Annotated in this window: 11 protein-coding genes; 10 read left to right on the top strand and 1 reads right to left on the bottom strand. The window is 66.2% G+C overall.

The features are described from left to right. Positions 1–16 precede the first annotated feature (16 nt). From AC5I49_RS22525 to AC5I49_RS22490, 8 genes are all read left to right on the top strand, one after another. Positions 17–1,039 (top strand): fimbrial protein, encoded by a 1,023-nt coding sequence (locus tag AC5I49_RS22525; protein ID WP_495789914.1) that lies wholly within the window; start codon positions 17–19, stop codon positions 1,037–1,039. A gap of 200 nt (positions 1,040–1,239) precedes the next feature. Next, positions 1,240–5,277 carry a trifunctional transcriptional regulator/proline dehydrogenase/L-glutamate gamma-semialdehyde dehydrogenase gene (gene putA, locus AC5I49_RS22520; protein WP_495789913.1) on the top strand — a complete coding sequence of 1,346 codons (4,038 nt, stop codon included), beginning with the start codon at positions 1,240–1,242 and terminating at the stop codon, positions 5,275–5,277. A 79-nt stretch (positions 5,278–5,356) separates the two neighbouring features. Continuing rightward, on the top strand, positions 5,357–6,859 hold the full coding sequence (putP, locus tag AC5I49_RS22515; protein ID WP_495789912.1) for a sodium/proline symporter PutP: 1,503 nt from the start codon (positions 5,357–5,359) through the stop codon (positions 6,857–6,859). 152 nt (positions 6,860–7,011) lie between these two features. Continuing rightward, positions 7,012–7,356: a type II toxin-antitoxin system RelE/ParE family toxin gene (locus AC5I49_RS22510; RefSeq protein ID WP_013800422.1), complete on the top strand. Its 345-nt coding sequence runs from the start codon at positions 7,012–7,014 to the stop codon at positions 7,354–7,356. After that, positions 7,353–7,685, top strand: a complete 333-nt coding sequence (locus AC5I49_RS22505; RefSeq protein WP_013800421.1) for a helix-turn-helix domain-containing protein — start codon at positions 7,353–7,355, stop codon at positions 7,683–7,685. Before AC5I49_RS22510 ends, AC5I49_RS22505 begins: the two co-directional genes overlap by 4 nt. Before the next feature lie 232 nt (positions 7,686–7,917). Continuing rightward, positions 7,918–8,904 carry a TRAP transporter substrate-binding protein gene (locus AC5I49_RS22500; RefSeq protein ID WP_495789911.1) on the top strand — a complete coding sequence of 329 codons (987 nt, stop codon included), beginning with the start codon at positions 7,918–7,920 and terminating at the stop codon, positions 8,902–8,904. Positions 8,905–9,054: 150 nt separating this feature from the next. Continuing rightward, on the top strand, positions 9,055–9,570 hold the full coding sequence (locus AC5I49_RS22495) for a TRAP transporter small permease (RefSeq protein WP_013800419.1): 516 nt from the start codon (positions 9,055–9,057) through the stop codon (positions 9,568–9,570). Between the two features lie 149 nt (positions 9,571–9,719). After that, on the top strand, positions 9,720–11,006 hold the full coding sequence (locus AC5I49_RS22490; protein ID WP_046984092.1) for a TRAP transporter large permease: 1,287 nt from the start codon (positions 9,720–9,722) through the stop codon (positions 11,004–11,006). A gap of 133 nt (positions 11,007–11,139) precedes the next feature. Here AC5I49_RS22490 and AC5I49_RS22485 read toward each other — a convergent pair whose 3' ends face one another. Further along, a complete protein-coding gene (locus AC5I49_RS22485) occupies positions 11,140–11,940 on the bottom strand; it encodes an IclR family transcriptional regulator (protein WP_047327930.1) in 801 nt (266 codons plus the stop codon). A gap of 165 nt (positions 11,941–12,105) precedes the next feature. Between AC5I49_RS22485 and AC5I49_RS22480 the strand changes: the two genes are divergently transcribed. Further along, the gene (locus tag AC5I49_RS22480; RefSeq protein ID WP_495789910.1) at positions 12,106–13,758 is read left to right on the top strand and encodes a GMC family oxidoreductase; all 1,653 of its coding nucleotides are present in this window, start codon (positions 12,106–12,108) and stop codon (positions 13,756–13,758) included. A 48-nt stretch (positions 13,759–13,806) separates the two neighbouring features. Further along, positions 13,807–15,129, top strand: a complete 1,323-nt coding sequence (locus AC5I49_RS22475) for an MFS transporter (protein ID WP_133073109.1) — start codon at positions 13,807–13,809, stop codon at positions 15,127–15,129. Positions 15,130–15,275: the final 146 nt, after the last annotated feature.

The following is a 15,275-nucleotide window of genomic DNA, read 5'->3' as shown; positions in this document are numbered from 1 at the left end:
CTCGAAAGGAAACTCCGTGAAAAATGCACTTCGCATCCTCAAAAGTTCATTTATTCCATTGACTTGGGCCTTGACTACCCCTTCAACATGGTCCTTGTGCAAATTGAACACCAGCGACGGCTTGCCGTACTTTACGGCCGAACTCTCCGGCATGACAGTTCCCGAATTCGCACCTGGTGACTACGACATTGGAAGCACCATCTACAAATACAGCGGCCCGTTGAAACTTACCAATAAAATCCCAGAATCCAAGAATCCACAGTTTGAATGTGTTCCTGGAATAGAAGACTACCTCACAGGCATCGGCCCTCATGAAAATGGTCTTTATGCAGCCCCTGGAACCATCAAGAACATCAAGATAAGATTAAGCGCCTTCACAATTCCGTTCCCTTTTTTGGTCTACTCAACAGTTCCAAAGACAAGTGGCAATTGGAATGAAGCGAGCTTTTATTATGATATCGAATTAATCAAAACGGGCCCCATCTCCAGTGGGGGCACATTATCTGGCTCATTCGCTCAATCCCGTGCCAATGATGCGACCGGACAATTGCTGGTCGATTTTCGTTTCGCGGGCCCGGTCGTCATTCGTCCCCGCGTTCCTACCTGCAAGGTCAGGGTGAAAGAAATAAGGTTCGACATGGGCGCCGTGCTCATGAGGTCGTCCGGTGGCGTGGGAGCCACCAGCGCCAGCAGCGAGGAACAGAACATTCAGCTGGACTGCTCGGGCGGCGATACAGGGACCGCAACGCAGGTGTACGTGACGCTGACCGATGTGACCGACCGCAACAACACGTCCTCCAACCTCACACTGAACAGGACCTCCACGGCACGCGGCATTGCCGCGCAAATCCTCAGCAACGGTAAGCCGGTGCGGTTCGGCTCAGAGGCGGACGGCACCAGCCGATGGTTGGCTGGCGACGTTCCGCAAGGGCAGACGGCGTTCTCGATTCCGCTGCAGGGGCGCTACGTTCAAACGGAAGAACGGGTTGTACCCGGCAGCGCCAATGCTTCCGCAGAGTTCACCATCCACTATCAGTAAGCGCAGGCGCTGGAGCCATCCGGGGGAAGACCCGAGAGGCCGTGAGAGCGGCCCGCCTGGACGGGCTCCACGGGACCCAGCTTACCTGGGTAAACATAAAGGGTTTACCCCCTATCAAAAAAGGTGCAACCCATGTGAAATCACGCCGAATCCGGTTGCACCCCAGTCATCGAAAAACCACTTTCCCTTTCCAATCCATTATGTCCACCACCGTAGGCATCAAAGTCGACGACGCCTTGCGCGAGCGCATCCGCGTCGCAGCCCAGCAGATGGGTCGCACACCGCACTGGCTGATCAAGCAGGCCGTCGTCCAGTACGTCGATGCGCTGGAGCGCGGCGCAACCACCATCCGGCTTGCAGGCGCAGGCGACAGCCCTGGCGATGTCGCGATCGAAGAGGCGCAACCCAACGCCAGCCAAGAGGTGCAACCCTTTCTGGAATTCGCCCAATCCATCCTGCCGCAGACGCCGCTGCGCGCCGCGATCACGGCCGCCTGGCACCGGCCCGAGCCCGAGTGCCTGCCCGTGCTGCTGCCGCTGGCACGCGCCCAGGATGCCCAGCAGGCCGACAGGGTGCGCGAGCTGGCGACCCGGCTGGTACAGGGCCTGCGCGATGCGCCGGCCGGCAGCGGCGTGGCGGCGCTGGTGCAGGAGTTTTCCCTGTCCAGCCAGGAAGGCGTGGCGCTGATGTGCCTGGCCGAGGCGCTGCTGCGCATTCCCGACCGTGCCACGCGCGATGCGCTGATCCGCGACAAGATCAGCAAGGGCGACTGGCGCGCCCATGTGGGCCGCTCGCCCTCGCTGTTCGTGAACGCGGCGGCCTGGGGCCTGGTGCTGACGGGCAAGCTCACATCCACCAGCAGCGAGAAGAACCTGTCTTCGGCGCTGACGCGCGTGATCGGCAAGGGCGGCGAGCCCCTGATCCGCCAGGGCGTGCACCGCGCCATGAAGCTGATGGGCGAGCAGTTCGTGACGGGCCAGGACATCGCCGAGGCGCTGGCCAACAGCCGCGCCTATGAAAAGCAGGGCTTTCGCTACAGCTACGACATGCTGGGCGAGGCGGCCGCCACCGAGGCGGATGCGCAGCGCTACCTGCAGGCCTACGAGCAGGCCATCCACGCGATCGGCGCGGCGTCCAACGGGCGCGGCATCTTCGAGGGGCCGGGCATCTCTATCAAGCTGTCGGCCCTGCACCCGCGCTACAGCCGCGCGCAGTACGAGCGTGTGATGGCCGAGCTGCTGCCGCGCGTGCTGCGGCTGGCCGAGATGGCCAAGCAGTACGACATCGGCATGAACATCGACGCCGAAGAGGCCGACCGGCTGGAGCTGTCGCTGGACCTGCTGGAGGCCTTGTGTGCCGCGCCCTCGCTCAAGGGCTGGAACGGCATAGGCTTTGTGGTCCAGGCCTACCAGAAGCGCTGCCCGCAGGTGCTGGACCACCTGGTGGACCTGGCCCGCCGCAGCCGCCGCCGCCTGATGGTGCGGCTGGTCAAGGGCGCCTATTGGGACAGCGAGATCAAGCGCGCCCAGGAAGGCGGCCAGGCCGGTTACCCCGTCTATACGCGCAAGGTCTATACGGACGTGAGCTACCTGGCCTGCGCGCGCAAGCTGCTGGACGCACCCGACGCCGTCTACCCCCAGTTCGCCACGCACAACGCGCAGACGCTGGCCAGCATCTACCACATGGCCCAGGCTGTGGGCGGCAGCTACTACAGCGGCCAGTACGAGTTCCAGTGCCTGCACGGCATGGGCGAGCCGCTGTACGCACAGGTGACGGGCCCGGCCTCCGAAGGCAAGCTGGCCCGCCCCTGCCGCATCTATGCGCCCGTGGGCAGCCATGAGACGCTGCTGGCCTATCTGGTGCGCCGCCTGCTGGAAAACGGTGCAAACACCTCGTTCGTGAACCGCATCGGCGACGCCTCCGTGCCGGTCTCCGAGCTGGTGGCCGACCCGGTGGACGAGGTGATGAAGATCGCCCGTGTTGAAGGCCGGCTGGGTGCGCCGCACCCGCGCATTGCACTGCCGGCCGACCTGTTTGCACGGCAGGGCGAGAAAGACGCGCAGGCCCGCGCCAATTCCCAGGGCCTGAATCTGGCGCACGAGCAGCAGCTGGCCTCATTGGCCGCCGCACTGCTACACAGCACGCGCCAGACTTATCTGGCCGCGCCCGCAGAGGCCGACCTGCCTGCCGACCCGGCGCGTGCCGAGGGCTGGCAGGCCATGCGCAATCCGGCCGAGCTGTCCGACATCGTGGGCTGGGTGCGCGAGGCCACCGCTGCCGAGGCCGAGGCCTGCGCCACCCGCGCCGCCCAGGCCGCGCCGATCTGGGCCGGCACGCCTGCTGCCGCCCGCGCCGATGCGCTGGCCCGCGCCGCCGATCTGCTGGAGCAGCGCAGCCAGCCGCTGATGGGCCTGATCATGCGAGAGGCCGGCAAGACCCTGCCCAACGCGGTGGCCGAGATCCGCGAGGCGGTGGACTTCCTGCGCTACTACGGCGCCCAGGTGGCTGCGCATTTCGACAACGCCACGCAGCGCCCGCTGGGCGTGGTGCTGGCCATCAGCCCCTGGAATTTTCCGCTGGCCATCTTCTGCGGACAGGTGGCCGCAGCCCTGGCTGCCGGCAATACCGTGCTGGCCAAGCCCGCCGAGCAGACCCCGCTGACGGCCGCCGCCATGGTGGCCCTGCTGCACGAGGCCGGCGTGCCGCGCGATGCGCTGCAGCTGGTGCCCGGTGCGGGCGAGACCGTGGGCGCCGCCCTGGTGGCGCATCCGCTGGTGGCCGGCGTGATGTTCACGGGCTCCACCGAGGTGTCACGCCTGATTGCGCGCCAGCTGTCGCGCCGCCTGTCGCCCGCAGGCCGCCCCATTGCGCTGGTTGCCGAGACCGGCGGCCAGAACGCCATGGTGGTGGACTCCTCGGCCCTGGCCGAGCAGGTGGTGGCCGATGTGCTGGCCTCGGCCTTCGATTCGGCCGGCCAGCGCTGCTCTGCCCTGCGTCTGCTGTGCCTGCAGGAAGAGGTGGCCGACCGCACGCTGACCATGCTGCGCGATGCGCTGCAGGAGTGGACGCTGGGCAACCCCGACCGCCTGAGCACCGATGTGGGCCCCGTGATCGACGACGCGGCACGCCGCCAGATCGAGGAGCACATAGAGCAGATGACCGCAGCGGGCCAGAAGGTCACCCGCGTGGAGCGCAAGGACGGCGTGCTCAACGGCCACTATGTGGCACCCGCCCTCATCGAGATCGACAGCACGGAGCGCCTGCAGCGCGAGGTCTTCGGCCCCGTGCTGCACGTGATCCGCTTCAGGCGTGAGCAGCTGGACGCGCTGGTCGATGGCATCAACGCCACCGGCTACGGCCTGACCTTCGGCGTGCACAGCCGCATCGACGAGACCATTGCCCACCTCACCCAGCGCGTGCATGCGGGCAACATCTATGTGAACCGCAATGTGATCGGCGCCATGGTGGGCGTGCAGCCCTTTGGCGGCATGGGCCTGTCGGGCACGGGCCCCAAGGCCGGCGGCCCGCTGTATCTGCACCGCTTGGTGCAGGGGCCTGCCAGCGCGGCGCTGTCGGTCTTCGCACGGGCGGAGTCGCCCGTCCAGGCGCCGCTGCAGCTGCTGGGCCTGCTGCGCGAGACGCTGGCCAAGGCGCCGCCGGATGCCATGTCCGCCGACGAGCAGGTGCAGGCCCTGGCCGCCTGCGACGCGGCAGCCTCCGCATCGCGCCTGGACGCGGCCATGCCGCTGCCCGGCCCCACGGGCGAATCCAACCGCTACCGCCTGCTGCCGCGCGGCCCCGTCTGGGCACTGCCGCGTACGCCGCTGGGCCTGGTGGCCCAGGTGGCAGCAGCCCTGGCCAGCGGCAACGCCTGCCATGCGGTGCTGCCCGACAACGGAACAGGCGCCGACAGCGGCTGCGCCGCCACCTGGCAGGCGCTGCGCGCCGCTGCGGGCGATGCCGGTGTGCCATGGCTGCACAGCGCCAGCGCCGACTCCCTGGGCGATTCGGCAGCGCCCATGGCGGCCTTGCTGTTCGAGGGCGATGGCGACGCCCTGCTGCAGGTCTGCGCCCAGGTCGCCGCGCGCGACGGCGCCCTGGTGCGCGTGGAAAGCCGCAACAGCGACGAGCTGCACGCGGGCCGCGGCTATGACCTGGCCGCGCTGTTCCACGAGCAATCCATCAGCACCAATACCGCTGCCGCAGGCGGAAACGCTCAACTGATGACCATGGCTTGAACCGCCGGGGCCGGCACAACCGGCCCCTGGCAAGCGCCCCGCACCACCCGAAAAAACACGACCAACGCAGGACACTTCAATGCAATTCAACTGGAACGACCCGACGGCGATCATGTTCGCCATCTACCTGGTCGCCATGCTCGGCATCGGCGCCATCGGCTACTTCAGCACCAAGAATCTTTCCGACTACATCCTGGGCGGCCGCAGCCTGGGCAGCTTCGTGACGGCGCTGTCGGCCGGTGCCTCGGACATGAGCGGCTGGCTGCTGATGGGCCTGCCCGGCGCCATCTACCTGTCCGGCCTGTCGGAAGCCTGGATCGCCATCGGCCTGATCCTGGGCGCCTACCTGAACTGGCGCCTGGTGGCGGCGCGGCTGCGCCTGTACACCGAGCGCGCCGGCAATGCGCTGACGCTGCCCGACTACCTGGCCAACCGCTTCGAGGACCACTCCAGCGTGCTGCGCATCGTGACGGCCGTGGTGATCCTGGTGTTCTTCACGCTGTACTGCGCCTCGGGCGTGGTGGCGGGAGCGCGCCTGTTCGAGAACATGTTCGGCATGCCCTACAGCACGGCCCTGTGGGTGGGCGCGCTGTGCACCATCGCCTATGTGTTCATCGGCGGCTTCCTGGCCGTGAGCTGGACGGACACCATCCAGGCATCGTTGATGATCACGGCCCTGATCCTGGCGCCCGTGATCGCCTGGCTGGCCGTGCAGGGCCATCTGCAGCCGGGCCAGGACCTGCACGCCATCGTGGCGGCAGAGAAGTTCGACCTGTTCCGTGGCGCCAGCTTCGTGGGCGTGGTCTCGCTGCTGGCCTGGGGCCTGGGCTACTTCGGCCAGCCGCACATCCTGGTGCGCTTCATGGCGGCATCGTCGGTGCAGACCATTCCCTCGGCCCGCCGCATCAGCATGACCTGGATGATCCTGTGCCTGGCCGGCGCCGTGGCCGTGGGCTTCATCGGCATCCCCTACTTCGCGGCCAACCCCGCTGGCGCGGCCGCCGTGAACGCCAATGCCGAGACGGTGTTCATGGAGATCACCAAGCAGCTGTTCAACCCCTGGATCTCGGGCGCGCTGCTGGCAGCCATCCTGGCGGCCGTGATGAGCACGCTGTCGTGCCAGCTGCTGGTGTGCTCCAGCGCGCTGACCGAAGACATCTACCGCACCTTCCTGCGCAAGAACGCCAGCCAGATCGAACTGGTCTGGGTCGGCCGCGCCATGGTGCTGCTGGTGGCCTTGATCGCCATCGCCATCGCCAGCAACCCCGACTCCAAGGTGCTGGGCATGGTCAGCTACGCCTGGGCCGGCTTCGGCGCCGCCTTCGGCCCGGTGATCATCCTGTCGCTGTTCTGGAGCCGCATGACGCGCGGCGGCGCGCTGGCCGGCATCATCACCGGCGCCGTGACGGTGCTGGTGTGGAAGCAGTTCGGCTGGCTGGGCCTGTACGAGATCATCCCCGGCTTCATCCTGGCCTGGCTGGCCACGGTGGTCGTCAGCCGCATGGGCCCTGCGCCTTCGCAAAGCATCCTGAAGGCGCATGCGGCGGTGGAGAGCGAGTTCGAGCGGATCGGGGCACGCTGAGCCGTGCGCACGAAGACGGCACCCCTGCCATGACGCAAAACGCCCGATGCCTGCGCCTCGGGCGTTTTTGCTTTGATGCACGCACTCGAAAGGCCATACAGCCGCTTTACGCCTTCGGCATGCCTGTATAAAATTTTATACAAGGATCTTCCATGGAGCAGGACAAAGACATCCGCTGGGTCGGATCCTCATACGACGATCTGCGGGACTTTCCCGCAGGCCCCAGGCGAGATGCGGGCTTTCAGTTGAGCAAGGTTCAGGCAGGCCAGGAACCGGAGGACTGGAAACCCTTCGACGACGTGGGCGCCGGGACACGGGAGATCCGCGTGAGGGACGCCAGCGGAGCGTTCCGGGTGATGTATGTGGCCAAGTTCGAGGAAGCGGTCTATGTATTGCACTGCTTCCAGAAGAAATCACAGGTGACAAGCCGGCACGACAAGGACATCGCATCGGCGCGCTACCGTGCCGTGGTCCACATGAGAAAGGCCAACAAATGAAGATCGATACAGAAATCCGCCATGTGACCAAGGCGAAGGCAAACCTCTTTCTGGAGCTGGGCTTTCCTGAAGACGAGGCATTGAAGCTGCAAGCTGCATCGCGCCAGCAGATCAACGACACCCATCTTCTCAAGGAGCAGCTGATGGCGGAGCTGGCGCAATGGATTGCACAGCATCACCTGAAGCAGTCAGACGCGGCAGAGATCCTGATGGTGTCCCGCCCGCGCATCTCGGATGTGGTGAACAGAAAGACTGCAAAGTTCACCATTGACGCCCTGGTTGAAATGTTGAGCCGCGTGGGAAAGCCGGTGCGTCTGTCCATTGGTTGATATGCCGGTCGCTGCCCACGACATCGCCAAATCAGATGTACATCAACGCACATGACGAGCGCTTTGTACGTGGTCGCCACAAGGGGAGTGGTCACTACAATCCAGGGGCTCTTTTTTTCATCGCCGGGCCGCCCCAGGATGAAAAGCGGCCCCCTGCGGGGGACCGCGGACCTTGCCCTGCAAGGGGAGCGTGGGGGCCATTTTTCAACACACAACAAGTGAGACTGCCGCTATGCAAATGATCCGCCGCACCCTTCTTTCGACCTGCGTGGCCGCCATGGCGGCTGCCTCGGCTGGCGCCGTCCTGGCCCAGACCAAGGAGGTCAAGGTGGGCTACGCCCTGGCCGTGAATTCGCACTACGGCGCGGCCGCCCAGGCCTGGGCCGATGCGGTGGAAAAGGGCACGAACGGCGCCTACAAGTTCAAGCAGTTCCCCGCGTCCGCCCTGGGCGGCGAACGCGAGCTGATCGAGGGCCTGCAGCTGGGCACGGTGGAGGCGGCCATCGTCTCCACGGGCGCCATCAGCAACTTCGTGCCCGATGTGGGCGTGGTGGACATTCCCTTCCTGTTCCGCGACACGCAGCATGCGCGCGCCGTGCTGGACGGCGCCTTCGGCCAGGAGCTGCTGGCCAAGTTCAGCAAGCGCGGCCTGGTCGCGCTGGCCTGGGGCGAGCAGGGCTTTCGCCACCTGTCCAACAACAAGCACGCCGTCAACGGCGTGGCCGATCTCAAGGGCCTGAAGATCCGCGTGACCGAGAACCCCGTGCACATCACGGCCTTCCGCACGCTGGGCGCATCGCCCACGCCCATGTCCTGGCCCGAAGTGATCGGTGCGCTGCAGCAGGGCACGATCGACGGCCAGGAGAACCCGATCTCGGTGCTGGCCTCGGCCAAGCTGTGGCAGGTGCAAAAGCACCTGACGCTGACGGCCCACGTGTACGCGCCCATGGCCCTGCTGGTGTCGCCCTCGTTCTGGGGCACGCTGAACGACAGCCAGAAGGCGGCCTTCACGCAGGGCGCCAAGTCAGGTGCCATCGCTTCGCGCGTGTTCGTGGACACGGTGGAGAAGAAGGGCGTGGAAGAGGCCAAGAGCCACGGCATGCAGGTGGTGGAGAAGGTGGACCAGTCCGCCTTCCGCACCGCGCTGGAGCCGGCCTATAAGGAATACGCGAAGAAGTTCGGCCAGAAGACGCTGGACACCATCGCCAACGCCAAGTAATCCCCTGACGCATTGCGGGCTGCGGCCCGCAATGCAGGGCGACCCGCTGCGGGCAACACCTGTGGCCCCGCACGGCGCCCGCGCCGATGATCTGACCTCCGGCGGCAGCCCGGCCCTTGCGCCACTCCCCTCCTGCCCTCGCCTACTCCTATGCTCAACCGAATCGAACGCGCCCTTGTGGCCTGCAACCGCTGGCTGCTGATCGTGCTGCTGCTGGCCATGGCCTGCATCGTGTTTGCCAATGTGGTGCTGCGCTACACCACGGGCGACTCCATTGTCTGGGCCGAGGAAGTGGCCCGGCACATGATGATCTGGGTCACCTTCCTGGGCGCGGGCCTGGTCCTGCGCTTCGGTGGCCATGTGGCCATCGACAACCTGCACCGCTCGGTGGGCACGCGCAAGGCGCAGTGGCTACGCCGCCTTGTGGTGCTGGGCGTGGGCCTGTTCTGCGCGGTGATGGCGGTGGCCTCGTCGCAGTACGTCTGGGCCACGCGCTTCCAGACCACGGCGGCCACGGACATTCCCATCTCCTTCGTCTACGCGGCCATGCCCGTGGGCTTCGTGTTGATGCTGGTGCATCTGCTGTTCATTGCGCGCGGCTATATCGCAGACGGCTCGTTCGCCGAATCCGACGAGATGGATGCCGACGCAGCCGCATCCATATGACCCCCCTGAGTCGCTGCGCGCCTTCCCCCAGGGGACGACACCCTCGCTGCGGGGCGGCGCGGCTGGCCCAGGCCCTTGCTTGGTGTCTCCTGCCTTGGAGCGTGTCAGTTCCATCGCTCTGCCATGAATAACTGATTCGAACGCACATCATGGGTATCACGCTTTTCATCGCCATCATCGTCCTGCTCACGCTGGGCTTTCCGGTGGCCTTCGCGCTGGCGATCTCCGCCGCACTGGCCGTCTTCGTGGGGGGCCGCTATCCGCAGCTCATCGTGTTCAAGGAGATGTTCACGGGCATAGACAGCTTTCCGCTGATGGCCGTGCCCTTCTTCATCCTGGCGGCCGAGCTGATGTCGGGCGGGGCGCTCACGCATGTGCTGCTGCGCTTTGCCGCGCAGTTCGTGGGTCATCTGCGCGGCGGCCTGGGCTATGCCAATGTGCTGTCGCTGACGCTGTTCTCGGGCATTTCGGGCTCGGCCCTGGCCGATGCGGCCGGCCCCGGCTCGATGATGGTCAAGATGATGGACAAGGCCGGCTACGCGCGCTCCTACGCGGCGGCGCTGACGGCCAGCACGGCCATCGTGGGGCCCATCATTCCGCCGTCGGTGAGCATGATCATCTACGCGCTGCAGGATGAGAACGTGTCGGTGGGCGGGCTGTTCATGGCCGGCTTCATCCCCGGCATCCTGATCGCGCTGGCCATGGCCGCCGTGAACTGGTGGGTGTGCAGGAAGCGCGACTACCGCTCCACCGAACAGCGCCCCGACGGCCGCACGATGTGGATCAACAGCTTCAAGGCGATTCCCGCGCTGATGCTGATCGTGCTCATCGTGGTGGGCATCCGCTTCGGCATCTTCACGCCCACCGAGGCGTCGGTGGTGGCCGTGTTCTACGCCCTGGTCTGCGGCAAGTGGGTTTACCGCACGCTGCAGTGGTCGGCGCTGCCGGGCATTGCGGCGCGCTCGGCCATGCTGACGGCCTCGGTGCTGCTGGTGATGGCGACTTCGGCCGCCTTTGCCTGGGTGCTGACGGTGGAGGGCATTCCGCAGTACCTGTCCGAGCTGATCGTGAGCTGGCAGCTGTCGCCCACCCTGTTCCTGGTGGCGGTGAACATCCTGCTGCTGGTGTTCGGCATCTTCATGGAGCCGCTGCCCGGCGTGATGATCCTGGTGCCCATCCTGGCGCCCATTGCGTTCAGCCTGGGCATCGATCCCACGCACTTCGCCATGGTGGTGATCGTGAACCTGACGCTGGGCATGATCACGCCGCCCGTGGGCGGGCTGCTGTTCGTGACCTCGGTGGCCACGCGCGTGTCCATCACCGATCTCACGCGCGAGATGCCGCTGTTCCTGCTGGCCCACTTCGTGGTGCTGTGCCTGCTGACCTTCATCCCCGCGCTGTCCACCTGGTTGCCGCATACGCTGGGCTTCCAGTGACGACAAGGGCCTCCGAGTGAGGCCCTTTTTTTGCCGCCTGGCCGCCCCAAGGCATAAAGCGCCCCCCTGGTGGGCAGCGGACCTTGCGCAGCAAGGGCAGCGTGGGGGCCTTTTTTCCGGGGTGCCCAGCGCCTCAGAAGAGCAGGCCGGCCATGCGCTGGGCCGTTTCCTTCAGGTGCGGCAGGCCCTCCAGCGCCTGCGCCAGCGGCATGCGCACCTCCGGCGCATGCACGGCCAGCGTGGCGCGGCACTGGCCCTTGGCATCGCGCACGGGCACGGCCACGGCGATCATGCCGCGCATGAATTCCTCGCGGTCGCAGGAGTGGCCTTCGCGCACGATGCGCGCGCACTCATGTGACAGCGCCTCGGGCGTGGTCAGCGTGTTGGCCGTGCAGGCGGTGAGTTCCACGCTGTCCAGGATGGCGGCGCGCCGGGCCGCAGGCATATGGGCCAGGAACAGCTTGCCGCTGGCCGTGGCGTGGATGGGCACCATCGATCCGGCCTCCAGCTGGATGCGCAGCGGCCAGTGGGTCTCGACACGGTCCAGGTAGCGCACGCGCGTGCCGTCCAGCACGGTGAGGTTGCAGGTCTCGCCCAGACGGGCCACCAGTTGGGACAGCAGCTCATGGCGCAGGGCCTGGCGCGGGTCGGCTTGCAGGGCGCGCACGGCCAGGCTCAGCAGCTTGGGGCCTGGCGAGAAGCTGCGGTCACCCTCGTGGCGCAGCAGCCATTGCCGCGCCTCCAGGTGGGAGCACAGGCGCGAGGCCGTGGCCTTGGGCAGGTTGAGCGCGGCTGCGATGTCCATGAGGCCCGGCGGGGCCTCGGCCTGGGTCACGAAATCGAGCACGGCCAGGGAGCGATCGGAGACCGAGTTCGCTTCGTCCTGCCGTGCAGGGGTGGGGTCCGGGGCAGCGCTGGCAAGGGATGGCGGCATGGGGCGGTGTCGTGTCGTGTGAAAGGCCGGAAACGCTTTCGATCATGCCTGATCGCCAGGAGGCGGCAAGGGTTTGCGCGGGGTTGCAGTCCACGGTGGCAACGAATAAGTTTCATCAAAAGGAACAAATAGTTCCTTCAAAAGAAACTCAAAAGGAGCCACTGCATGCCGGACCCTATCGACAGCTATGACTACGTGATCGTGGGAGCAGGCTCTGCCGGCTGCGTGCTGGCCGCGCGCCTGTCCGAGGACCCGACCACGCGGGTGCTGCTGCTGGAGGCAGGCCCGCCGGACCGCTCGCCCTGGATCCACCTGCCCATCGGCTACGGCAAGACCATGTGGAGCCCCGTCTACAACTGGAAGTTCGAGACCGATCCGGACCCCAACATGAACGGCCGGCGCATTTACTGGCCGCGCGGCCGCACGCTGGGCGGCAGCAGTTCGATCAACGGCCTGATCTACGTGCGCGGCCAGCGCGAGGACTACGACCACTGGGCGGCGCTGGGCAATGCGGGCTGGTCGTATGAGGAGGTGCTGCCCTACTTTGTGAAGTCCGAAGGCAATGCGCGCGGCGCCTTCCCGGGCCATGGCGCGGACGGGCCGCTCAAGGTCTCGGACATCGGCGCCCGGCATCCGCTGATCGAGGCCTTCATCGCCGGTGCAGGCCAGGTCGGCGTGCCCCGCACCGAGGACTTCAACGGCCGCGACCAGGAGGGCGCAGGCTACTACCAGCTCACCACCCACAAGGGCCTGCGCTGCAGCACGGCCAAGGCCTATCTGGGCGAGGCCCGGCGCCGCCCCAATCTGCGCATAGAGACCGATGCCATGGCCACTCAGCTGGTGCTGCGTGGCCGGCGCGCCACCGGCATCCGCTACCGGCAAGGCGGGCAGGAGCGCCAGGCCCAGGCGCGGGCCGAAGTGATTCTGTCGGCAGGCGCCATCCAGTCGCCGCAGCTGCTGCAACTGTCGGGCATAGGCCCGGCCGCGCTGTCGCAGTCCCTGGGGATTCCCGTGGTGCACGATCTGCCGGGCGTGGGCGAGAACCTGCAGGACCATCTTCAGATCCGCCTGGGCTACGAATGCAGCCAGTCCATCACCACCAATGACCAGCTCAATTCCTGGGTGGGCAGGACCAGGCTGGGGCTGGAGTGGCTGCTGTTCCGCTCGGGCGCGCTGGCCGTGGGCATCAACCAGGGCGGCTGCTTCATGCGTGCGCTCAGGGACGAGCAGGGCCGGCCCGTGGCCGCCACGCCCGACATCCAGTTCCACGTCTCCACGCTGTCGGCCGACATGGCAGGCGGCCAGGTCCATCCGTACTCGGGCTTCACCATGTCGGTCTGCCAGCTGCGGCCCGAGTCACGCGGGCAGTTGCGCATCCGCTCGCGCGATGCCTTCGAGCCGCCCTCCATCCAGCCCAACTACCTGGCCACCGACCTGGACCGCCGCACCAACGTGGCGGCCGTGCGCGCGGCACGCGCCATTGCCGACACGCCGGCCATGCGCCCCTTCGTGAAGCGCGAGGTCAAGCCCGGCCCCGATGCGCACAGCGATGCGGAGCTGCTGGAGTTCTGCCGCAACCACGGCGCCACCATCTTCCACCCCAGCGGCACCTGCCGCATGGGCAGCGATGCCCTGGCCGTGGTCGATGCGCGGCTGCGCGTGCACGGCATGGCCGGGCTGCGCGTGGTCGATTGCTCGGTCATGCCCACCCTGGTCTCGGGCAACACCAATGCGCCCGTGGTGATGATGGCCGAGAAGGCCGCCGACATGGTTCGCGAAGACAGGCACGGAGAGACAGGGCAGCTCAAGGTCGCATGACTGCCCGTTCCTGCATCCCGGCAATGCGACAGACAACCAGGAGACAGCATGACGACGGCAACCGATCCCAGGGTCATCCGCAAGGTGGTGACCTCCGCGCTCATCGGCGCAACCATCGAGTGGTATGACTTCTTTCTCTACGGCGTGGTCGCCGGCATCGTGTTCAGCAAGCTGTACTTTCCCAGCGACGATCCGCTGATCTCCACCCTGCTGGCCTACACCACCTTTGCCGTGGGCTTCGTCACGCGGCCGCTGGGCGGGGTGATCTTCGGGCACTTCGGCGACCGCGTGGGGCGCAAGAGCATCCTGGTGGTCACGCTGATGATCATGGGCGTGTCCACCTTCCTGATCGGCCTGCTGCCCACGCATGCGCAGATCGGCGTGGCCGCGCCCATCCTGCTGCTGCTGCTGCGCGTGGCCCAGGGCATAGGTCTGGGCGGCGAATGGGGCGGTGCCGTGCTCATGGCCTACGAATACGCGCCCAAGGAAAAGCGGGGCTTCTACGCCTCCCTGCCCCAGGTGGGCCTGGCCATCGGCCTGTTCATGGCCTCGGGCGTGGTGGCCCTGCTGTCCTGGCTGTGTACGGAAGAGCAATTCATGGCCTGGGGCTGGCGCATCGCCTTCCTGATCTCGGGCCTGATGGTGGCCGTGGGCATGTACATCCGCCTGCATGTGAAGGAGACGCCCGAATTCGCAGCCGTCAAGGCACGCAATGCCGAGACCGCGATTCCCTTCATGGACATGATGCGCCGCTATCCGGGCAATGTGCTCAAGGGCATGGGCGCACGCTATATCGACGGCGTTTTCTTCAACGTCTTCGGCGTGTTCTCGATCAGCTACCTGACCTCCACCCTGCAGATCAGCCGCACCGATGCATTGATCGGCGTGATGGTCGCCGCCGTGGTGATGTGCTTCACGATTCCACTGTTCGGCCGCCTGTCCGACCGCCTGGGCCGCAGTCGCGTGTATCTGTGGGGATCGCTGATCACCGCGGTCTCGGCCTTCCCGGCCTTCTGGCTCATGGCCCACAGCGGAGGCAATGTGCTGCTGATATGGATCGCCATCGTCGTGCCCTTCGGCATTCTCTACGCGGCGGTCTACGGTCCCGAAGCCGCCCTCTTCTGCGACCTGTTCGACGCCAAGGTGCGCTACACCGGCATTTCCTTCGTCTACCAGTTCTCGGGGATCTTCGCGTCCGGCATCACGCCCATCATTGCGACGGCGCTGGTCAAGACAGCCGGCGGCAGCCCGTGGCTGGTGTGCCTGTATGTGGTGTTTGCGGGAGCAGTATCGGCCTGGTGTGCCTGGGCGATTGGGAGGGATGGGGGCCGGCAAGAGAGCTTTGCCAGTATGAAACCCTTGGTCAGATAGCCCATTTGTCTTGCGGTGCAGCTGCAAGGGTCCGAGATCAAAGCTGCCGATCGGGCAGCTTTTTCGCATTGAACGATAGACCGCATCCACGCGCACCTTGCCGCCATAGAGCCGTCTTGGTTTAGGATGGCGCCAGTCCACAAAGG

It is taken from the genome of Delftia sp. (genome assembly GCF_059499305.1).
This window is presented reverse-complemented; position numbering and strand designations above follow the sequence as displayed.

Coding starts and splice junctions, on each gene's coding strand:
- AC5I49_RS22505 (WP_013800421.1), top strand. CDS start 7,353: ATGAAGATCGATACAGAAATCCGCCATGTGACCAAGGCGAAGGCAAAC.
- AC5I49_RS22475 (WP_133073109.1), top strand. CDS start 13,807: ATGACGACGGCAACCGATCCCAGGGTCATCCGCAAGGTGGTGACCTCC.
- putA (WP_495789913.1), top strand. CDS start 1,240: ATGTCCACCACCGTAGGCATCAAAGTCGACGACGCCTTGCGCGAGCGC.
- putP (WP_495789912.1), top strand. CDS start 5,357: ATGCAATTCAACTGGAACGACCCGACGGCGATCATGTTCGCCATCTAC.
- AC5I49_RS22495 (WP_013800419.1), top strand. CDS start 9,055: ATGCTCAACCGAATCGAACGCGCCCTTGTGGCCTGCAACCGCTGGCTG.
- AC5I49_RS22485 (WP_047327930.1), bottom strand. CDS start 11,940: ATGCCGCCATCCCTTGCCAGCGCTGCCCCGGACCCCACCCCTGCACGG.
- AC5I49_RS22500 (WP_495789911.1), top strand. CDS start 7,918: ATGCAAATGATCCGCCGCACCCTTCTTTCGACCTGCGTGGCCGCCATG.
- AC5I49_RS22480 (WP_495789910.1), top strand. CDS start 12,106: ATGCCGGACCCTATCGACAGCTATGACTACGTGATCGTGGGAGCAGGC.
- AC5I49_RS22510 (WP_013800422.1), top strand. CDS start 7,012: ATGGAGCAGGACAAAGACATCCGCTGGGTCGGATCCTCATACGACGAT.
- AC5I49_RS22490 (WP_046984092.1), top strand. CDS start 9,720: ATGGGTATCACGCTTTTCATCGCCATCATCGTCCTGCTCACGCTGGGC.